Source organism: Erwinia wuhanensis, assembly GCF_030484085.1.
In the GTDB taxonomy this organism is placed as follows: Bacteria; Pseudomonadota; Gammaproteobacteria; order Enterobacterales; family Enterobacteriaceae; genus Erwinia; species Erwinia aeris.
Map to the genome: position 1 here is coordinate 226,075 of NZ_JAUJUH010000006.1, position 20,995 is coordinate 247,069.

A 20,995-nucleotide genomic window follows, 5' to 3' on the forward strand; every position below is an offset into this window, starting at 1 on the left:
TTAGTCGAACAGCGACTCGTGGCGGGTTTCCCGGCTGGCGAGCAGCGCGAACAGCGTCAGACAGGCCATCGCCGCCAGGTAGAGTCCCACGTAGAACAGGCCGTAGTTGTGTGCCAGCCAGGTCGCGATATAAGGCGCGACCGAAGCGCCCAGAATCGACGACAGGTTGTAAGAGAACGACGCGCCCGTGTAACGCACCTCGGTCGGAAACAGCTCCGGCAGCAGCGCGCCCATCGGGCCGAAGGTCAGCCCCATCACGCTTAAGCCGCACAGCAGAAAAGCCATCACCATCCACTGGCTGCCGGAACCCAGCATCGAAGGGAAAATCAGCGCAAAGGCGATAATCATCAGCGTAATCACAATCATCGTCTTGCGGCGACCAAAACGGTCGGCCAGCAGGCCCGCAATCGGCACCATTACGCCAAAGCCGATCACCGCCAGCATCAGCATCCACAGCATGGTATTACGCGGGAAGCCTAAGCCGTTTGGCGCCGGCGTGGTGCCATAGGTCATGGAATAGACGGTCATGATATAGAACAGCGTATAGGTCGCCAGCATGATAAAGGTGCCCAGAATGGTCGCCTTCATATGCTTCGACAGCAGCGTGCCGATAGGGATTTTGACCTGCTTTTTCTCTTTTTTAACTTTAGCGAAAACCGGCGACTCATTGAGCGAAACGCGCACGTACAGCCCGATCAGCACCAGCACCGCAGAGAGAATAAAAGGCACGCGCCAGCCCCACTGCATAAACTGCTCATCGGTTAACAGCCACGAGAGCAGCAGGAAAGTGCCGTTAGCGAAAAAGAAACCGATGGGCGCGCCAAGCTGCGGAAAGGAGCCGTACAGCGCACGTTTTTTCGCCGGGGCGTTTTCGGTCGCCAGCAGCGCCGCGCCGCCCCATTCGCCGCCCAGCCCCAGGCCCTGTCCAAAACGCGCCAGCGCCAGCAGCAGCGGCGCGAAGACGCCGATAGTTTCGTAGCCCGGCAGCAGGCCGATAACCACGGTGGAAATGCCCATCGTCAGCAGCGACGCGACCAGCGTGACTTTACGGCCCGCGCGGTCGCCGAAGTGACCAAAAAGCGCGGAGCCGATGGGGCGCGCAATAAAGGCGATGGCGAACGTTGCCAGCGACTGTAGCGTTGCGACGGTGGCATCGCCCTGCGGGAAGAAAATATGCGGGAAAACGATTACCGCCGCGGTGGCGTAAATATAGAAATCGAAAAATTCGATAGCGGTGCCGACCAGCGAAGCGATCACCACTTTGCCGCGTGAATTGACGGGCTGGGTGTCCTGTTCGGCGTCGAGCGATGGTGCGATGGAGGCTTGCATAATTGTTTCTTATTTTTAATACGTGAAAAGGAATCTTACGCACTGGATCCCGTTCGTTCAATGGTGGCCAGCCGGGGTGCAGGCGCGGAAAAGAGGATCGTGCGTAAGATAGCGTCGGCGCTGGCTGATAGCCGGGCGAAACGCCCTTTTCATGGCAAGATCCACCAGCAAAGATGCGATAAAAAGTATCTCTTCAGGCAAAAATGCCTGCGCCAGCCCGCTTTTTGCGCACCCGGCGGCATTTTCGGCTGAGGGCGGCATTCAGGGTACGCGCCGTCGGGCGGTTACGAAGCATGTCGGCGCCGGTTAAATCAACCTTAAATCAACCCCGCTTTTCTGCCGTCATTCGGCTTTTTCCTGATCGAAAACAGCTCGTCAGACGGCCTGGTCAATAAACTTCCTGACACTTTTCCCCGCTGAATTTCTGGAAGGTTTTGCCCGGATGCCACTGACTCCCACCCGCGCGCTGACGCGCCTTTTACCGCTGCTGCTGTTTACCTTTACGGTCACCGCTGCGCCGCCGCCTGCCGTGACTGTGACCACGCTTACCCGCGAAAAAATTGCCCATCCTCGCCGCTACCTGGGGCGCGTTGAGGCGCTCCGGCAGGTTGACGTGATGGCGAGAACCGAAGGCGTTATCGTCAAACGCTATTTCAAAAACGGTGAAAATATCCGCGAAGGGCAGCCGCTGTTTGATCTCGATCCGGCAGAGCATCACGCCGCGCTGGCGCGCAGCCAGGCACAGGTCAATCAGGCGGCGGCGCAGGCCCGGCAAGCACAGCTACACCTTGCGCGCCTGCAGCGGCTGGGCGTGGGGACGGCGGTCAGTCAGTCCGAGCTGGATAACGCCCTGGCCGAGCGCGACAGGGCGCGCGCCGCGCGGAAAGAGGCCGAAGCGCTTTTACAGACCCAGCGGCTGAACGTGGCTTTCACCCGCATCGCCGCGCCGATTAGCGGACGCGCAGGCCACAGCGCTATTCACGAAGGCGCATTGGTTAATCCTGCCCGCGGCGCGCTGGTCAGGCTGAAGCAGCTCGATCCCGTGCACGTGGTGATAGCCATCAACGAGCGCGACTATCTGGCCGACTGGCAGAAAACGCTGAAGGGCGATATGCAGCAGGCGAACGAGGCGATAACGGCCCGCATTCAGCTGGCCAATGGCGCTGCTTACCCTTACAGCGGCCGTTTCTTTGCGCTGGATAATCATATTGATAACCAAACCGGCACCGTGGCCGTAAGCCTGGCCTTCGCCAATCCGCAGCACCTGCTGCTGCCGGGCGGCATGGTGGAGGTGCAGCTTCAGCCGCCGGCGCAGGAACGGCTGTTGCTGCCCGCGCCGGCGCTACAGCAGGACAGCGGCGGCTACTTCGTGTTTCGGGTGGATCGGCAGCAGCACGTAGAGCAAGTCCCTGTTGAAGTCGGCGCGCAGATTGGACAGCGCTATATCATCACCGCCGGCCTTGCCGCAGGCGATCGGGTTATCGTTGCGGGCACGCAGCGCGTCAGGCCGGGTATGCAGGTCGCCGCCAGCGAAGCGTTATAAGGAAGCCTATGCTGAACTTTTTTATCAGGCGGCCTAAATTCGCCATGGTGATTGCGCTGATTATCACGCTGACCGGCGCGATGGCATTGCAAGCGATCCCGGTTGAACAGTTTCCGCAGATCACGCCGCCTGTGATTAGCGTGTCGGCGATCTATCCCGGCGCCAGCGCCCGCGACGTGGCCGAAGCGGTGGGCGGGCCGGTCGAGGCGCAGCTCAACGGCGTCAGCAATATGCTTTACATGGAGTCCACCAGCAGCAATAACGGCAGCTATCAGCTGAGCATTACCTTCGCCAGCGGCACCGACCCCGATATGGCGGCGGTGGAAGTGCAGAATCGGCTGTCGCAAATCAGCACCCGCCTGCCCGCTGAGGTCAATCAAAACGGCATCGCCGTGCGGAAACGGGCCAGCAATATTCTGATGAGCATCAGCGTGCTGTCGCCGGGCAACAGGCTTGATGCGCTCTCTCTCAGCAACTACGCCTCGGTGCGTCTGCGCGACGCGCTGGCGCGTATCCATGGCGTAGGCGACGTGCAGGTCTTTGGCGCGCGCGATTACAGTATGCGTATCTGGCTCGATCCGCACCGCATGGAGGCGTTAAACATCACGACCGATGACGTGATGCAGGCACTAAGGCAGCAAAACGTGCAGGCCGCCGCCGGGCAAATTGGCGCCGCGCCAACGCCTGCGACCCAGCAAACCGTACTGACCGTCAGCGGCCAGGGCAGGCTGCTGACGCCAGAAGCCTTTGCGCAGATTGTACTGCGCAGCAACGCACGCGGCGGCATGGTACGTATTGGCGATATCGCCAGCACCGAGCTGGGCGCGCAGAATTATCAGATTAACGCCGCGCTGAACAATACGCCGGGCGTTTTTCTGATGGTCTATCCCGCTCCGGCCGCCAATGCGCTTAGCGTGGCGAAAGCGGTGCGGGCCGAAATGGCGGAGCAGGCGCGGGTTTTCCCACAGGATATGGCGTATCAGATCAAGTTTGACGCCACTACGCCCGTGACCGCCACGCTGCATGAGATCGCGTTTTCGCTGCTTGTCACGCTGGTGGTGGTGCTGGCGGTGGTCTGGCTGTTTTTACAAAGCCTGCGCGCGACATTTATCGTGGCGTTGACCATTCCCGTTTCGCTGCTGGGCACCTTTGCCGTGCTGCTGGCGGCAGGCTACTCGGCCAACACGCTGAGCCTGTTCGCCATTATCCTGGCGCTGACTATCGTGGTGGACGACGCCATCGTCGTGGTGGAAAACGTCGAGCGCCTGATGATGGAGGAGCCGCTGCTGTCGCCCGCTGAGGCGACGCGCAAGGCGCTTGGGCAGATTGCCGGGCCGGTTATCGCCACTACGCTGGTGCTGCTGGCGGTGTTTGTGCCGACTGCCGTGCTGCCCGGCATCGTGGGCGAACTTTATCGGCAGTTCGCCGTCACGCTGTCGGCGTCGATGGTGCTGTCCAGCGTTTGCGCGCTGACGCTGACGCCCGCGCTTTGCGCCTGTCTGCTGCGGCGGCGCGTCGTGCCGACGACAGGGCCGCTGGCGAGCCTCAACCGTTTTATCAACCGGACGCGTGACGGCTATGTCGCGCTGACGCAAAAAATTAATCGCTACTCCATCACCACGGCTGCGGTGATCCTGGCGGCAGGCGTCGTGACCTGGATGAGCTATCAGCAGCTGCCCGATGGCTTTCTGCCGCAGGAAGATGAGGGCTACCTTTTTATCAACGTTCAGCTGCCGGAAGGCGCGGCGCTGCCCAGAACGCAGCAGGTGATGGAGCAGATGTACCAGGTCGTGAAGAAAAATCCGGCGGTGGCGGACGTGATCAAAATCACCGGTTTCAGCCTGCTGGGCGGCGGTAATTCGCCCGACAGCGGCTTCGGCATTGTGCTGCTGAAAGCGTGGCACGAGCGTCCATCCATCGCGCAGCTTTTGCCGCCGCTTCAGCAGCAGCTGGCCGCCATTCCTGCCGCCACCATTATGGCTTTCGTGCCGCCGCCGGTCAGCGGTCTGGGCAACGCTGCCGGTTTCGATCTGCGTATTCAGGCGCTGGAAGGACAGTCGCCGCAGGCGCTGGCGCAGGCTGCCCACGCCGTGATTACGGCGGCGAACCAGCATCCTCAGCTTAGCCGGGTATTTACCACGTTCAGCGCGACGGTGCCGGAAATGAGCCTGACCATCGACCGCGAGCGGGCCGCGCTGATGCAGGTGCCGGTCAGTCGAATTGTTGCCGTATTGCAAACCGCGTTCGGCGGCAGCGAGGCGGGCGACTTTACCCGGAACGGCCGCCAGTTTCGGGTACAGGTGCAAAATGAGATGCGCTTTCGTCAGCACAGCGAGCAGCTGCTGGCGCTGACCGTGCGTAGCGACACGGGCGCGCAGGTCAGGCTGAACCAGCTGGTTACGCTGAAGCCGTCGCTCGGCGCACCTTACATCATGCAGTACAACCAGTTTCCGGCGCTGGCGATCGGCGGCGGCGGCGCGCAGGGCGTCAGCTCAGGGCAGGCGATGCAGGCGATGACCGAGGTGCTGGCGCAGCATCTGCCGGAAGGCTACGACTACAGCTGGAGCGGCATGTCGTATCAGGAGCAGCAAACCGGCAATCAGGCCGTGCTGATCTATCTGGCGGCGGTGCTGTTCGCCTGGCTGTTTATGGTGGCGCAGTATGAAAGCTGGAGCGTGCCGCTGGCGGTAATGCTGTCGGTGGTTTTCGCCGCCGCAGGCGCCGTAGCCGGCCTGCATCTGATGGGCTTTACCAACGATGTCTATGCGCAGATTGGGCTGGTGTTGCTGATGGGCCTGGCCGCCAAAAACGCCATTCTGCTGGTCGAGTTTGCCCGCGATCGCCGCGCCAGCGGCGTGCCGATCGGTCAGGCCGCGAAGCAGGCCGCCAGCCAGCGTTTTCGTGCGGTCATGATGACCGCCATTTCCTTTATCGTCGGCGTGCTGCCGCTGGTGATGGCCAGCGGCGCCGGCGCGGCCAGCCGCCGGATTATCGGCATCACGGTCTTTAGCGGCATGCTGGCGGCCACGCTATTTGGCATTTTATTTATTCCCGCGCTCTGGCTGCATATTCAGCGCCTGCGGGAGTGGCGCAAACGGCCCCGGGGAACGCGTTAATGGCCCACCATGACAGGGCATTGAAAGCCGTTGTGATGCTGGGCATGTTGGTCATTATTTTTGCGGGCATCCGGGCGGGGGCCGATATCGTGGTGCCCTTTATTCTGGCGCTGTTCGTGGCGGTCATCCTCAATCCGCTGGTGATGTTGTTGCAGCGGATTGGCCTGCCGAGGCTGCTGGCCGTTGCGCTGATTATCGGCATTATCGTGCTGGCAAGCGTTCTGCTGCTGACCACGCTGGCGGCAATGCTCAACGACTTTGCCCGCACGCTGCCGCAATACCGGCTGGTGATGCTTGCCTGTCTGGAAGAGACGCGGCAGCTGATGGCGCGTTTTGGCGTGCCGTTCTCTTTTGGCGAAGCGATGGCGCTGGCCGATCCTAACGCGGCCATCAACCTGGTCAGTCGCCTGGTATCGCAGCTTTCCGGCGCCATCAGCGGCATCTTTCTGCTGCTGATGACGGTGGTGTTTATGCTGTTCGAAGCGCCGCTGCTGCCGGGAAAGCTACGGCGGATCCTCAGCCGACCCGGCGATGGCATGGCGGCTATCCAGCAGGCGCTCGACAGCGTAAGCCGCTACCTGATCCTGAAAACCGCTATCAGCCTGCTGACCGGCGTGGTGGTCTGGCTGCTGCTGTGGCTGATGGGCGTGCGCTTTGCGCTGCTGTGGAGCGTGCTGGCCTTTGCGCTGAACTACATCCCCAATATCGGCTCGGTTATCGCCGCCGTTCCGCCTGTGATCCAGGCCTTAATCTTTAATGGCAGTTGGGAAAGTGTGGTGGTGGCCGTCGGCTATCTGCTGATTAATCTGGTGATTGGCAATATGCTGGAGCCGCGCTGGATGGGGCGCGGGCTGGGCCTGTCCACGCTGGTGGTTTTTCTGTCGCTGATTTTTTGGGGCTGGCTGCTGGGGCTGGTCGGGATGCTGCTCTCCGTGCCGCTGACCATCGTGGTGAAGATAGCGCTGGAGCAGACGCCGGGCGGCGAACGGCAGGCCTCCTGGCGACGGCAGGCCTCACAGCGTCTGATTAACGCGCTGCTGCATCCAGAACCAGAACGGATTGGAGGCCTGGCGCATCAGCATATCCAGGCTGACCATCAGCACGCTGCGCTCGCCGCGCGGCGTCAGGACGCCAAAGCTGACGCCAAACTCGTTCGGCCGGTCGGGCTGACGGCCATACAGCGAATCGCTGAACGGAAAGGGCAGCGCCACGTGCGAGAGGGAATAGACGTCCGCCGGATAGCGGACGCCCAGCGGCACGCTGGTGGTCACCTTGCTGCCCGCGGGCGTGGTGCGGGCAACGGCATCGTTGCTGGTCGGCGCCGCGTTGGTCACCAGCGTAACGGCGTAATTGCGCGGCGTCGCCGGCAGCAGATTATCCGCCGCGTGCAGCGCCGTGGGACGCATCAGCGGAGAAAGCGCCACCGAACGATTAACGTCGAAAAGCACCAGCTCGCTGCCGTTAGCGGGCAACAGATTATAGAGGCCGCGCACCACGGCGGGCGTGCTGACCGTCGCATCGGCCACCGACTGGAAGGTCAGCACCGGCGGCAGCTTGTCCAGCAAACGGCTGGCGCGATCGCGGTGCAGCTGACTTTGCAGCGCGCTGGTCAGCAGCCACGACTGCCGTGCCGCTTTTACTGGAAAGGAGTTGTATTTAAAGGGATTGAACTCCGGCAGGATGCTCAGCCAGGCCGAACGGGCAAACGCGGGCAGCAGAGAAGGCAATCCGGCCAGGCCCGCGTAGCGCGCATAGCTGCTGACGCCAATCATCGGCGAAATCAAAATTAGCCGGTTCGGCACGGGCAGCGAGGGATCCTCCAGCGCGTCCAGCGTATATTTCATCGCCAGCGCGCCGCCGTTGGAAAAGCCCATTATTTGCAGCGGCGCGCCCGCCGGAATGCGCCGATGGGCTTCCCGCACCGCCAGCCTGGTGGCCGCCAGCCAGTCTTCCCATTCGGTTTGGGTCAGCGCCGCCGGGACGGTGCCGTGACCCGGTAGCCGGATGGCGACCACCACATAACCATGCTGCTGATAATCTGCGGCGAAATGTCGCAGGCTATAGGGCGAATCCGTCAGCCCGTGCAAAAGCACCACCGCGCCGCGAGGCTTTCCCTGCGGCAATAGCTGATAAGAACGGTTCCAGTCCGTGGCGAAACGCGCCGGATAAACCGGGCTTTTCTCCGCATAACGGTTATAGCTATCCGCGCTGTCTTCCGACGGTCTGACGTCGATTTTCATCCGGGCAAAGATCTGCTGCTCATTGCGCAAATAGGCGGACCAGTCGCTGCGGTCCATCTGACGGTCGCTCATTTCGGCAGGCAGCCAGGTATGCCACGGCTCCAGGGCTGGCCCGCGCTCGGTAACGGCAACACGCAGCGCCAGCAGCAGGAAGGCCAGCAGGACAACCAGTAACACCAGGCGTCTTATCCAGAATCGTGTGCGTTGTAGCATGGCTGTTCCCGTTGGCAAATTTGCGCAGGAAGTATAGAGGAAATCAGGACGATAGCGTTGATCGTCATCATTCGCGCTGGTGTGCCGTACCCACCAAGTGACCCATTAAATCGCACTCGTTGAGTCAGGGTTTAGATTAACTCAGCGGTTAGTTACGGTTATAAATTAGTTTAATCTATTGATTATAAATGAAAAATAATTGTTTACGCTGAAAAATTCGCTCGCCGCCGTCTGGGTTTACTTCCCCGGTAAGCGGGATTATAGTGGCGGCGATTTCCTTAACGGAGCCAATAATTGGACAGTCATCCTTTACGTTTTAACTCATAAGGCAGGCTACGCCGTTTGCTTGCCGATAACCGGTGGGCACTGTTTTTCTCTCTCCTGAGCATTACGTCCCCGTCATAACTTTTTTCTCCCGCGCAGCCGCCGGGCAAGGATTAACGATGAAAGAACCTCCGACCAGCGACGGGCGATGGCAAACAGGCAGAGTTAAGCGTACACGCTTCCCGTAACGTCCTCTTTTCCTCTTCCCCGCCTCGCCCAATCCTGACCCCAAAAATCAAATCCTCATGCGCAGGGTCGCTTCTCTGCGCCTGAATAAAAATAAAGGATTAGGCACATGAAAAAATCCCGCTCCCGCGATCTGGCTATCGCACAAGAAATAAAACTGAGCCTGGACAGCACGCTGGCTCGTCTGCACACCCAACGCAATGGTTTGACCGCCGCTGATGCCAGCGAGCGCCTGTTGGAATATGGCAAAAATGAGGTCGCCACGGCTCAGGCGCCGCACGCGCTGATCCAGCTGATCCAGGCCTTTAATAACCCCTTTATCTGGATCCTGATCGTGCTGGCCGCCATCAGCTTTTTCACGGATTACCTGCTGCCGCTGCGGCAGGGCGAAGAGACCGATCTTACCGGCATTATCATCATGCTGACCATGGTGGCGCTCAGCGGCCTGCTGCGTTTCTGGCAGGAGTACCGCACCAATAAAGCGGCGGAAGCGCTGAAATCGCTGGTACGCACGACGGCAACCGCTATTCGCCGCAGTAGCGAAAACGCCGCGCCGGTCAGAATGGAAGTTGCGCTACAGGACGTGGTGCCCGGCGACGTGATCTTTCTGTCGGCTGGCGACATGGTGCCGGCAGATGTGCGCCTGCTGACCGCTAAAGATTTGTTTATCAGCCAGGCTTCGCTAAGCGGCGAAGCGGTGCCGGTAGAAAAACATGCCGCGTCAGATCGGTGCCAGCCAGATGACGATCTGCTGAACAGGCCCGATATCTGCCTGATGGGCACCAGCGTCGCCAGCGGTACGGCTACCGCCGTCGTAGTCACGACAGGCAACCGTACCTGGTTTGGCTCGCTGGCAAAATCCGTGACCGGCAGCCGGCCACAAACCGCTTTCGATCGCGGCGTAAACAGCGTCAGCTGGCTGCTGGTGCGCTTTATGCTGGCGATGGTGCCCGTGGTGTTGTTTATCAACGGCTTTACCAAAGGCGACTGGGCAGACGCCACGCTGTTCGCGCTGGCCGTGGCGGTTGGCCTGACGCCGGAGATGCTGCCGATGATTGTCAGCTCTAATCTGGCGAAAGGCGCCATTGCCCTGTCGCGGCGCAAAGTGGTGGTGAAGCGGCTTAACGCTATTCAGAATTTTAGCGCGATGGACGTGCTGTGTACTGATAAAACCGGCACGCTGACCCAGGATCGCATTATCCTGGCGCAGCATCTTGACGCGCACGGGCACAGCAGCGATCGGGTTTTGCAGCTGGCCTGGCTGAACAGCCGCCATCAGACCGGCGTAAAAAACCTGATGGACAGGGCGATCCTGAGCTTCAGCCAGGGAAAATGGGTGGTTAGCGGGCTGCATCGCTATCGCAAAATCGACGAGCTGCCGTTTGATTTTGAACGCCGCCGTTTGTCCATTGTGGTGGCGGACGAACACGATCGGCAGAAACTGATCTGCAAGGGCGCGGCGGGCGAAATGCTGTCTGTCGCCACGCACTGGCAGGACGGACGCGAACGGCGTCCGCTGGATGAGGCCGCGCGTCAGCAGTGGAGCCAACAGGCGGCGCGCTGGAATCAGCAGGGTTTTCGCGTACTGCTTATCGGCGAGCGCGATCTGAGCGATATGCCGCTAACGCTGCCGCTGCACAAGGATGATGAGCGGGATTTGACGCTTTGCGGCCTGCTGACCTTCCTTGATCCGCCCAAAGAGAGCGCCAGAGAAGCGATTGCCGCCCTGCACGAGCACGGCGTAACGGTAAAAGTGCTGACCGGCGATAACGCCATTATCACCAGTAAGATTTGCCGCGATGTCGGGCTGGAGCCAGGAGAGCCGCTGTGTGGCAGCGAAATCGAGCGGCTGGATGACCGCGAACTGGCGACGCTGGCGGACTCACGCACCATTTTTTGCCGCCTGACGCCGCTGCAAAAATCCCGCGTGCTGAATATGCTGCAACAAAACGGCCATACGGTCGGCTTCCTGGGCGACGGCATCAACGATGCGCCAGCGTTACGGGAGGCGGATGTCGGGATTTCCGTCGACAGCGCTACGGATATTGCGAAAGAGTCTGCCGATATTATTCTGCTGGAAAAAAACCTGATGGTGCTGGAGCAGGGTGTTATCAAAGGCCGCGAGACTTTCGGCAACATTATTAAGTACCTGAATATGACCGCCAGCTCCAACTTCGGCAACGTTTTTTCCGTGCTGATCGCCAGCGCATTCCTGCCTTTTTTGCCCATGCTGGCTATCCAATTGCTGATCCAGAACCTGATGTATGACCTTTCCCAGCTGGCGCTGCCCTGGGACAAAATGGATAAGGCGTTCCTGCGCAAGCCGCGTAAGTGGGACGCAAGGAATATCGGCCGCTTTATGCTGTGGATGGGCCCGACGTCTTCGCTGTTTGACGTCACCACCTTTCTGCTGATGTGGAACGTTTTTGCCGCCAACAGCGTGGAGCATCAGGCGCTGTTCCAGTCAGGCTGGTTTGTCGAAGGTCTGCTGTCGCAAACGCTGGTGGTGCATATGCTGCGCACGCAGAAGATCCCTTTTATCCAGAGCCGCGCGGCGCTGCCGGTGATGCTGATGACGGGGCTGGTGATGGCGCTGGGGATCGCCATCCCCTTTTCACCGCTGGGCGAAGCGGTTGGGCTGACGCCGCTGCCCTGGACTTACTTCCCGTGGCTGGTGGCGACGCTGCTGGGTTATTGCCTGGTGACGCAGGGAATGAAGCGCCTTTATATCCGCCGTTTCGGCCAGTGGTTCTGAGGAGGAAAGATGAAATATAACAACGCCATCACTGCTATCGTGCTGTTCTTTGTTGCGTTAGTTATCCTGTCCAGCGGCCTGCTGATGATCTTCGGCCACTGAAAAGGAGCAGGTATAGAGCCGGGCGCGGTTGGCAGAAGCTGTAAACGAAGCCCGCCGCGCCGTCGTTAACCTGATCCGGAACCCGCGTGGAGGGCCGGCAAAAGTTTGTTTATACCTTGATAAACCGCAGATAAATAAAGCGAATCACATAGTATTCCAGCGCGCCTAATAGTAAAAACCACAGGCAGAACACCAGCGTATAGAGCTGGCCGACATCGCTGAGATGAAACAGCGTGGTCAGGCGGCGCGTCAGCTCCACGCCAAACCAGGGCGCGGGCAGCAGCAGCGCGGAGAGAAAGCCCAGCATCAGCGTGCTCATCGGCATTAAAAAGGTCAGAAAAGGATTGTTCATAGCGGTTCCGTCTCGGTCAGTGACGGCCATTTTCCGGTAAACGGCTGGCGGGTTCAACCTTGCACGCGCAGGGAATTTTTTCGGCGCTTTTTGGCGATTTTTATCGCGCGTAATTCCCCACCGGCTGAAAGGTCGCTCATCATAACCCGGTAATTCCTTTAGTGTTTTTGCGCCTCTTTTTTGCGTGAAATTAGCATTCGTTAAAAAGTATAGCCAAGGCTATACTTAAACAACTGATTTTATTGTCTTTTTATACGCGCAATCGCGTGGTAGGATGCACGCACATTAAGCCTGAGGGGCTTGTTTCTTCAACAAGAACCGTTCTTTTGATGTCTGGGCGAGAAGATAACCGCCAGACCGGTATAACCACAATGAACCTATATGCAACCCTTATTCTGGCCTTCGGCATGTCGATGGATGCTTTTGCCGCCGCGATTGGCAAAGGCGCAAGCCTGCAGCGTCCGGGTCTGAGAGAAGCGCTGCGCATCGGCCTGATTTTCGGCGCGATTGAAGCGCTGACGCCACTGATTGGTTGGGGCGTAGGCATTGCAGCCAGCCGCTACGTAATGGCATGGGATCACTGGGTCGCTTTTACGCTGCTGCTGGTGCTTGGCGGCCGCATGATTCTGGAAGGTTTCCGTAAAAAGGATGAAGAGTGCGAAGCGCCCCAGCGTCACGGATTCTGGCTGCTGGCGATGACCGCCGTTGCGACCAGTCTGGATGCCATGGCCGTCGGCGTCGGCCTGGCTTTCCTGCAGGTGAATATTGTGACGACCGCGCTGGCGATTGGCGCTTCGACGCTGGTAATGGCTTCGGCGGGCATCCTGTTAGGCCGTTTTCTTGGCCCGGTGATGGGCAAGTGGGCGGAGATTTTCGGCGGCGTGGTGCTGATTGGCATTGGCACCAGTATCCTGGTTGAGCACCTGGGCATCCTGTAAAGGTGCAGACAAAAGACCGGGTTTACCCGTCTCGTTTAGCTTTTGTTTAGGTTCGCTTTCGCATAATCTTGCGAATTATGTGATCTGCTTCAAATTTATTTGCCTGGAAAGTGCGCTTCTTGTATACTTTTTTTGCGTTCTATCAATAAAAGTTGAATTTCAGGTGCAAAAAATGAAAAAAGTTATCAATTACGTGTTCCGTAGCTATGTTGAAACATTTAAACACGTACCGCCAGGCGCTATGTATTAATGGCTCCGGCCCGAAACCCTCGATAGCCGCGGTCAGGGAAAGACCGATGGTTATCACCTGTTACCCCGCTAAAATTTTCTTCGCTTATCCCGTTTTCGACTCGCTAAAACCTTCTTCGCTTATCCCGTTTTTGACTCGCTAAAAGCTTCTTCACTTATCCCGCTTTCGACTCGCTAAACCCGTCTTCGCTTATCCCACGTTTCAATCGTTTTCAGCTCGCTAACACGCTCTTCGCTTTTCAATCGCTTCCGGTCTGCTGATGACAATGACCGCTTTGGCTTGCTACGCCTGCGTTCTCTGCCGCCCGCCGGTTTTGATGACGCCACGCAGTCAAAAAGAAGCCGCCGCTGCTGACTGCGTCACAGCCAGCAGGGCGAAAGGCCATTAATCCTGGCTCTGGTACTCGTCCAGCGTAGCGCTCTGACAGGCTTCCATATTCTGGCTGGCCTGCTTCTTCTGGTCTTCGCTCAGATTCATCCAGGCAGCAACCACGGTTCGGGCTTCGTCTTCGTCAAAGTCCGGTTTTTCCTGCGCGGAAGGCGACTGGCCGCGCATGTGCAGCGCTTTCAGCTTGGTGATATAGCCATCCGCCGAGTCGGCTGCTTTATCCTGCGTCACCAGCGTACAAAGGTTAGCGATATAGCCCTGGGCCGGATCGTCTGAGTCTGCAGCCTGCGCTGCGCCAGTTACCGCCAGAGCGGCAAGCAGCAGCATTATTTTTTTCATATTTGCTCCTTAACAAGGATTTACGTTCGGCCGGTTCGGCATGGCCCGTTAAGGATAGCGCTTCCGTAGCGGGCCGGCACCGTACGCCTGAAGAGTAAATACTTTAATTCAGAGCCAGGCTCTGTACCAGTCGATCTGCTGCGCGATGAGGTGATCGAAGCGCGGGCCGCTGTAGCGAGCGTAACGTTTTGCCTCCGCTTCTACATGCAGCTTTTTCTCTGCCGCCGCCACGATATCAAACAGCGCAATGCCCTGCGGCGGCGGATTGACGCGATCGTCGCCCGCTATCACCAGTCCCGGGCAGGAAAGCTGGCTGGTAGTGCAGCGTCTTCTACATGGTCAGAAAGGCGATTTTAGTAACCATCACCGGGAACGGTGTTTTATGGCGCCTGAATAGTTTTAGCGGGAGGAATAAGAAGGAGGTGCAAAAGTCTCCACGATCTCAACCGTGGAGACGGCAATCTTAACCTTCGGGCATGGCGGAGGAGTGATGGCTTGAAATAAGCCATTTCTGTCCGTCCCAGGCATAGGTAAAGGTATAACGCGCGGCGGCTTTAGAACCATCGCCAAAGGTAAAGGTATAGGTGCCGGTATCGATAGCTTTATTACAGCCGATGCGAACGGTGCGGCTGTCGATATGGCCAACCGGCTTCTTCGCCAGGAATTTTTTAAAATAATCAACGCGCTCTTCGTCCGTCAGGCGAGCTTTGTTCGACAGCGTTGGCAGCAGAACGGCATCTGACAGATAGTTCTGCGAAACGGTGTTGGCATCGCCTGTTTTTAGCGAATCGTTCCAGCGATCGAACATAGAGGCAACTTCCTGCTCGGTCATTTTAACGCAGGAAGTACTTTCCTGAGCAAAAGCCGCCGAGCTGGTAAGCACGCCGGCAATCATCAAACCAATTAATCCAGCCTTCATTAATTATCTCCGTAGTATCTGTGTTTTTAATAAAGCTAAAATACCAGAAGCTAATAAACGCATATTAAACGTTCGCAGCGATGGAAAAAGGCTATGCCAGAGGGTTGATATAGATCACGTCAATAAGCATTCTTTATTGTAAGCACTGCGTTAATTATTTATTTATTTATTATTAACGGCATTAATAAAGATGAATAACATGATTTATATTATCCGGGTGTTTTTTTAATAAGATGAGATAAAGGCAGGGTTTTTATAGCGAAAATGCGCCGTGTGGATAAGCAGAGCATTGCAAACGACAGGAGCCGGGCGGGTAAAAAAAGATGGTCAGCCGAAGCCGACCACCAACGTTTTTATTTCTGTAATAGCTGCTTAACCCAGGCAATGATTTCTGCATCTTTGCCCTGTTCAAACAGGCATTTCTGGAAGCGTTCGCCGCCGACGGCGGTTTTCACCAGTTCCGGGTCAATTGCGCGCAGCGTATCCAGATAGTTATCTTTGATTACCGCGCTTTTTACCTGATTGAGGATACCGGCGTTGCGTACCTGCGGCTCTTTACGCTCGACGGGATAGCCTTCGCCCCGGCGGCCGGCAAAGGCCTTTTCAAACATATAGCGCACGTTCAGCTCGGCGCCCCAGCCAAAGCCTTTGGCAAAGGCCAGCGACAGCGCGTTGCCGTTATTGATTTGCGCAAACAGAAACGCATCCGCCGGATCGAGGCAGTAGCCGCAAACCACGCCAGGATGGATATTTAACGACATCAGCGCGCCCTGACCGGTGCCGCAGCCGGTGACCACGAAATCTACCGCCTTTGCGTTCAGCAGAATGCTGGCCATAATGCCTAAGTGGATATAGGTCAGATGATGATCGTTCTCGTCGCTCATGCCGACGTTAAACACCGCGTCTTTATTCTGCGCCGCTACGGCCTGTAACTGCTCCAGCACCACGGCGTTTTTCGCCGCCTGGCTGTTTTCCATCATCAGTGCAATATTCATCTTTGTTCTCCAGTATTCAGTCATTGAGAGGCCGATGGCGCATCAGCGCGCCAGCCAGCCGCCATCTACCGCAAGGGTATAGCCGTTGATGTAGTCAGCGGCTTTTGATGCCAGAAAAATCACCGGACCCATTAAATCCTGCGGCGTACCCCAGCGGCCTGCCGGGATACGCGCCAGAATTTCCGCACTGCGCTCTTCATCGCTGCGTAGCTGCTCCGTGTTGTTAGTGACCATATAACCCGGCGCCAGCGCGTTAACGTTGATGCCGTATTTCGCCCACTCGTTGGCCAGCTGACGCGTCAGCCCCATCACCGCGCTTTTCGACGCGGTATAGGAAGGCACGCGCACGCCACCCTGGAAAGAGAGCATCGAGGCAATATTGATAATCTTGCCGCCGCTCCCTTGCTTAATGAACTGACGGGCGGCCAGCTGCGATAAAAAGAACAGCGTCTTGATATTGACGTTCATCACGTCATCCCAATCCTGTTCGCTGAAGTTCAGCGCGTCTTCGCGGCGGATCAAACCCGCGTTGTTGACCAGGATATCGATATGCCCCATCTCTTCTACCGCACGTTCCAACAGTGATGACAGCCGATCCTGACGGCCGAGATCGGCTTGCAAGCTGAGAAAGCGTCTTCCCGTTGCGCCGACTTCCGCCGCGGTATCGGCGGGATCGCGGCGATTAATCGCCACGATGTCACAGCCCGCCTGTGCCAGAGCCACTGCCATACTTTTCCCTAAGCCGGTATTACAACCGGTGACCACAGCCACCTTTCTCTGTAGAGAAAAATCGTCAAGAATCATGCAGTTTCCTTATTTATAGATAGACGTGCAGGTATTCCACCAGACACAGGATCGCCATCGCCTGGCCATAAGGCATGGAGGTCAGCGGTATCTGGCGGTAGAAATCGAGGTCTTTACCCATGCCGGTGCCAAAGGAAACCTGTGTCAGCTCTCCGTCCTTATTGATGCGGGAGATCAATCCTTTAATCGCCTTTTCCGCCACCGCTATATAGCGAGGATCGGCACAGCGGCGACGCGCGGCTTTTAACATGCCGAAGGCGAAGCCAGCCGTTGCGGAGGCTTCAAGATAGGAGTTGGGATCGTCCAGCAGCGTATGCCACAGGCCGCTTTCGTCCTGACATTTTTCCAGCGCCTCCAGCTGGCGGGAAAGCACCTGTTGCAGATAGCGCCGGGTCGCATCACCTTCCGGCAGCTCAAGCAGCTCAACGAATTCCGGAATAACGATGGTCAGCCAGCTGTTGCCGCGCGCCCAGCGAGCGTTAGCAAAATTATGGTGACCATCGAACGTCCAGCCGTGGAACCACAGCCCGGTTTCCTTATCCATCAGATGCTGGATATGCAACATAAACTGATACTTGGCTTCTTCGATATAGTCCGCGCGGTTCAGCAGCTTGCCGATTTTTGCCAGCGGCAGCACGGTCATCATCAGCGTGTCATCCCACAGCTGCTGATGGTTCTCTTCCGCCAGCGTGATGTGCTGCAAACCCCTCATATCGGTACGCGGCATATCATGCATAATCCAGTCTGCCCAGCTTTCCAGGTAGGGCAGCCAGCGTGGATCGCGGGTTTCCTCATAGCGGTATGCCAGCGTCAGAAACGGGCAAACCGTGTTCACGTTACGGGTGGTGGAACCTTCAGCAAAACGGTCGTTGAACCAGTTATCAATGATGGCTCGCAGCCGATCGTCCCCGGTTTGGCGGTAATACTGATGAATGCCGTACAGGCCGATGCCGTGCGTCCATTCCCATCCTGCCCAGCCTTTGGTGTCAATCACCCGGCCATCGTCAAGCCTCAGTAAAAACTCGCCGGTTTCGTCGGTAATATTCACCAAATTGTCCACCAGTTTGTTGATCAGCTGATGCAGCTCCTGGCTGGAGATAAACCTTTCCGGCTGGCGCAGGAGTGGGCTGTGTTTTACTGGGTATACGACCATAATTGCTCTGTCCTCGTGGATCTTAAGTTGACTATGAATGCGTTAAATTGTCGCCGGGCGCCGCTTTTGTGGTCTGAGCGGGCAGAGTGCCGGCCGCTGGCTTGTGCCGATTCAGGTAACCAATGTTGTTATTGCCCCACAGCGATTCGTAAGGCATTCCGGCCAGCATCTCGACGGTAGCGCGAGCCTGCGGCGTGATGCTGTCAGGGACGACGCCGCCCGCTATGCGCATTTTCTCGGTTTCGTCACGCAGGATTTTGTGCGTGGTCAAATTCAGCTTGAAGCGCAGGGAGATCAGGAAGCCCATGCACAGGACCAGGATCGTGCCGCCGCACATGATCATCAGGATCGCATGACTGACGTTTTCGGCCTGCTCGGTGCTGCCCGCCACAAAACCGGAAAGCTGCATCAGGATGCCGACCAGCATGACGGCACCAGCCTGCGAAGCCTTACGCGTCAGGGTCATGATCCCGGCGAAAATGCCTTCGCGACGCTGACCGGTAATCACCTCGTCCACGTCCGCAATGTAGGTATAGATATTCCACGGCACGTAGTTAATGCCGCCGCGGCCCAGGCCAGCGATAGCGGAGATCAGCAGCAGCAGCGAGAAGACATCGCTCATGCCGCTGTAATAAAGCACGCCGTAGGAAAGCGTACTGAGCGCAAACAGCGCCACCACGATGCGGTAGGCGGGCGCCGGCCCAATACGGATACAGAGCGGGATCATGCCGATCACGGCAACAAACTGGAGGATCGCCATCGTGCCCATCAGGTTGGAAGCCACGGTGGCCTGCTGCATCAGCACAAATACCACGTAGTAGGTAAACACGGCGTTAAAAACGTCCTGCGCGATATAGCCGCCCAGATACATGCCCAGATGCTGACGGAAGATACGGATGCGCAGCGTAGATAACAGCTCGGTTTTCAGGCGGCCAAGGCTTTGCCCCAGCGTCAGCTTCTGTTGCTCGGCTGCCAGCGCGGCGGCGGATTTTTTCTCGGCCGGGCGCTCCCAGGTATAGCGATAAACCAGCGTCAGCACGATGGCGCACAGCACGGAAAAGACCAGGCTGGAATAGAAGAAAGAGAGCGGATTATCCTTGCCGAAATAAGCCAGCAGGATACCCGGCAGGAAAGCGGCCAGAATAGCGGAAAGCTGCGCCAGCGCGATGCGTGCGCCGGAGAATTTGGTTTTCTCTTTAAAGTCGTCGGTCATCTCCGGCACCAGGGTTTCATAAGGCACCAGAATCGAGGTGTAGACCACTTCAAAAAAGAGGTAGGTCAGCAGGTAGTAGACGTAGGTCATGTCGCCGACCCACATCAGGCTGTAGCTGAACACAAGGGGAATGCCCAGAAGGATAAAGAATTTACGGCGGCCGAAGCGTTTGCCGAGTCGGGTAGAGCCGAAGTGGTCGGTTAAGTAGCCCATTAGCGGGCTGACCACGCCATCCACAATGCGCGCCATGGCGAAAATAGAGGTGGCTTCAATAGGGCTGAGGCCGCAGAAGGTGGTGTAAAAGTAAAGCAGCCAGGCAGATGTTAATGCCATCGTACCGGCACCCAGAAAATCCCCTGATCCATAGGCGAGATAATTAAGCGTTCCTGGTTTACGTATTGTCATAATGTTCATCCTGAGTAACCAACATGCACAGCCCGGCTGTATGTCGGGAGAGGAAGTACGTTAGAGTTATGACGTCCAGAAAACCTTTGCGATTTTGCCAGCCGATATAAGGCGGTGGCGAAGAAAAGAAGATAGCGGCGGGCGGCTTCACTAATTTAATAAAATGGCGTTTCAATTTTATTGAATTAGCCATTCAGGCTTTGCCAGGCAAGATTTGTTGCGATCTGTGGTTGATTTTATGGCGTTAAATCAAAGTCAGCGGTGAAAATGTTTATATAGTTAAAAACCCAACCGAAGAGGAAAGCACAATGAAAGCTGCCGTGGTCAACAAGAATCATACTGTCGATATCGTTGAGAAAAAGCTGCGCGCGCTGGCGCATGGCGAAGCGCTGTTAAAAATGGAATGCTGCGGTGTCTGCCACACGGATCTGCACGTTAAAAATGGGGATTTTGGCGATCGTACCGGCGTGGTGCTCGGCCATGAAGGCGTCGGCGTCGTCAGCGAGGTCGGGCCTGGCGTGACCTCATTGAAGGTGGGCGACAGGGCCAGCGTGGCGTGGTTTTATAAAGGCTGCGGCCACTGCGAATACTGCACGACGGGCAATGAAACCCTGTGCCGCAACGTATTAAATGCCGGTTTTACCGCCGACGGCGGCATGGCGGAAGAGTGTATCGTGGTAGCGGACTACGCGGTGAAAGTGCCGGACGGGCTGGATCCGGCAGCGGCCAGCAGCGTAACCTGCGCGGGCGTCACCACCTATAAAGCGGTAAAGGTTTCTGGCATTCAGCCAGGCAAGTGGCTGGCAATTTACGGCCTGGGCGGACTGGGCAATCTGGCGCTGCAATATGCCAAAAATGTTTTTAATGCCAAAGTCATCGCCGTGGACGTAAACGATGCGCAGCTGGCTTTCGCCAAAGAAATGGGCGCCGACTTAGTTATCAACTCGCTGAAGGAGGATGCGGCGAAGATCATTCAGGAAAAAACGGGCGGCGCGCATGCGGCAGTGGTAACGGCAGTAGCCAAAGCGGCATTTAATTCGGCGGTAGACGCCATGCGTGCCGGTGGCCGTATCGTGGCCGTTGGCCTGCCGCCGGAGTCGATGAGTCTGAATATCCCACGTCTCGTTCTGGACGGTATTCAGGTGGTCGGCTCGCTGGTGGGCACGCGTGAAGATCTGGCTGAGGCTTTTCAGTTCGCGGCCGAGGGAAAAGTGGTGCCGAAAGTCACCAAACGTTCTCTTGAGGAGATTAATGAAATTTTCGACGAAATGCTGGAAGGGAAAATCAAAGGCCGTATGGTGATTGATTTTACTGCTGACACCCACGCTGGCTAAAGCTGACTTGCCTGTGGAAACGGCTTAACCGCTTATTTCCACAGGCAAATATTTAAAAAACCTGTCACGCGCTCATAAAGAAGCTCGACCGTGCTGGC

General features: G+C 57.4%; 17 protein-coding genes and 1 pseudogene. 7 read left to right on the forward strand and 11 right to left on the reverse strand.

Features of this window, described 5'->3' with window-relative positions:
* Complete coding sequence (locus QZH36_RS15730) at positions 1 to 1,329, reverse strand: MFS transporter (RefSeq protein WP_253456447.1); 1,329 nt, start codon at positions 1,327 to 1,329, stop codon at positions 1 to 3.
* A gap of 57 nt (positions 1,330 to 1,386) precedes the next feature.
* Entirely contained in the window at positions 1,387 to 1,590 is a 204-nt protein-coding gene (locus QZH36_RS15735) for a hypothetical protein (protein ID WP_301730615.1), read from the reverse strand.
* 181 nt (positions 1,591 to 1,771) lie between these two features.
* Between QZH36_RS15735 and QZH36_RS15740 the strand changes: the two genes are divergently transcribed.
* The 3 genes and pseudogenes from QZH36_RS15740 to QZH36_RS15750 all read left to right on the forward strand — a co-directional run.
* Entirely contained in the window at positions 1,772 to 2,872 is a 1,101-nt protein-coding gene (locus tag QZH36_RS15740; protein WP_253456444.1) for an efflux RND transporter periplasmic adaptor subunit, read from the forward strand.
* Positions 2,873 to 2,880: 8 nt separating this feature from the next.
* On the forward strand, positions 2,881 to 5,988 hold the full coding sequence (locus tag QZH36_RS15745) for an efflux RND transporter permease subunit (protein WP_301730616.1): 3,108 nt from the start codon (positions 2,881 to 2,883) through the stop codon (positions 5,986 to 5,988).
* Positions 5,988 to 6,974 (forward strand): annotated as a pseudogene (locus QZH36_RS15750) (AI-2E family transporter); the annotation flags it as partial. The gene QZH36_RS15745 and the pseudogene QZH36_RS15750, both read left to right, overlap by 1 nt.
* A gap of 27 nt (positions 6,975 to 7,001) precedes the next feature.
* Here the strand turns inward: QZH36_RS15750 and QZH36_RS15755 are convergent.
* Positions 7,002 to 8,441 (reverse strand): alpha/beta hydrolase, encoded by a 1,440-nt coding sequence (locus QZH36_RS15755; protein WP_253456434.1) that lies wholly within the window; start codon positions 8,439 to 8,441, stop codon positions 7,002 to 7,004.
* A gap of 619 nt (positions 8,442 to 9,060) precedes the next feature.
* On the opposite strand from QZH36_RS15755, the gene mgtA reads away from it, so the two are divergent.
* The gene (mgtA, locus tag QZH36_RS15760) at positions 9,061 to 11,706 is read left to right on the forward strand and encodes a magnesium-translocating P-type ATPase (protein ID WP_301730617.1); all 2,646 of its coding nucleotides are present in this window, start codon (positions 9,061 to 9,063) and stop codon (positions 11,704 to 11,706) included.
* A gap of 211 nt (positions 11,707 to 11,917) precedes the next feature.
* Here the strand turns inward: mgtA and QZH36_RS15765 are convergent, their stop codons facing one another.
* Positions 11,918 to 12,160 (reverse strand): DUF1158 family protein, encoded by a 243-nt coding sequence (locus QZH36_RS15765; RefSeq protein ID WP_125289315.1) that lies wholly within the window; start codon positions 12,158 to 12,160, stop codon positions 11,918 to 11,920.
* Positions 12,161 to 12,531: 371 nt separating this feature from the next.
* Between QZH36_RS15765 and mntP the strand changes: the two genes are divergently transcribed.
* Entirely contained in the window at positions 12,532 to 13,098 is a 567-nt protein-coding gene (gene mntP, locus QZH36_RS15770; protein ID WP_253456428.1) for a manganese efflux pump MntP, read from the forward strand.
* Positions 13,099 to 13,270: 172 nt separating this feature from the next.
* Complete coding sequence (azuC, locus tag QZH36_RS21425; RefSeq protein WP_367317866.1) at positions 13,271 to 13,348, forward strand: stress response protein AzuC; 78 nt, start codon at positions 13,271 to 13,273, stop codon at positions 13,346 to 13,348.
* Positions 13,349 to 13,732: 384 nt separating this feature from the next.
* On the opposite strand, the gene QZH36_RS15775 is transcribed toward azuC, so the two are convergent.
* The 7 genes from QZH36_RS15775 to QZH36_RS15805 form a co-directional block, all read right to left on the reverse strand.
* Positions 13,733 to 14,074, reverse strand: coding sequence for a hypothetical protein (locus QZH36_RS15775; protein WP_253456425.1), 342 nt, complete (start codon positions 14,072 to 14,074; stop codon positions 13,733 to 13,735).
* A gap of 108 nt (positions 14,075 to 14,182) precedes the next feature.
* Positions 14,183 to 14,365, reverse strand: coding sequence for a hypothetical protein (locus QZH36_RS15780; protein ID WP_253456422.1), 183 nt, complete (start codon positions 14,363 to 14,365; stop codon positions 14,183 to 14,185).
* 172 nt (positions 14,366 to 14,537) lie between these two features.
* Positions 14,538 to 14,993, reverse strand: a complete 456-nt coding sequence (locus tag QZH36_RS15785) for an SgcJ/EcaC family oxidoreductase (protein WP_253456419.1) — start codon at positions 14,991 to 14,993, stop codon at positions 14,538 to 14,540.
* A 353-nt stretch (positions 14,994 to 15,346) separates the two neighbouring features.
* Positions 15,347 to 15,988 (reverse strand): RpiB/LacA/LacB family sugar-phosphate isomerase, encoded by a 642-nt coding sequence (locus tag QZH36_RS15790; RefSeq protein WP_301730618.1) that lies wholly within the window; start codon positions 15,986 to 15,988, stop codon positions 15,347 to 15,349.
* Between the two features lie 42 nt (positions 15,989 to 16,030).
* On the reverse strand, positions 16,031 to 16,792 hold the full coding sequence (gene kduD, locus QZH36_RS15795; protein ID WP_301730619.1) for a 2-dehydro-3-deoxy-D-gluconate 5-dehydrogenase KduD: 762 nt from the start codon (positions 16,790 to 16,792) through the stop codon (positions 16,031 to 16,033).
* Positions 16,793 to 16,805: 13 nt separating this feature from the next.
* On the reverse strand, positions 16,806 to 17,945 hold the full coding sequence (bglB, locus tag QZH36_RS15800; RefSeq protein WP_253456411.1) for a beta-galactosidase BglB: 1,140 nt from the start codon (positions 17,943 to 17,945) through the stop codon (positions 16,806 to 16,808).
* A gap of 31 nt (positions 17,946 to 17,976) precedes the next feature.
* On the reverse strand, positions 17,977 to 19,563 hold the full coding sequence (locus tag QZH36_RS15805; protein ID WP_301252841.1) for an MFS transporter: 1,587 nt from the start codon (positions 19,561 to 19,563) through the stop codon (positions 17,977 to 17,979).
* A gap of 308 nt (positions 19,564 to 19,871) precedes the next feature.
* Here QZH36_RS15805 and adhP point away from each other — a divergent pair, with 308 nt between their 5' ends.
* Entirely contained in the window at positions 19,872 to 20,897 is a 1,026-nt protein-coding gene (gene adhP / locus QZH36_RS15810) for an alcohol dehydrogenase AdhP (protein ID WP_253456406.1), read from the forward strand.
* Positions 20,898 to 20,995: the final 98 nt, after the last annotated feature.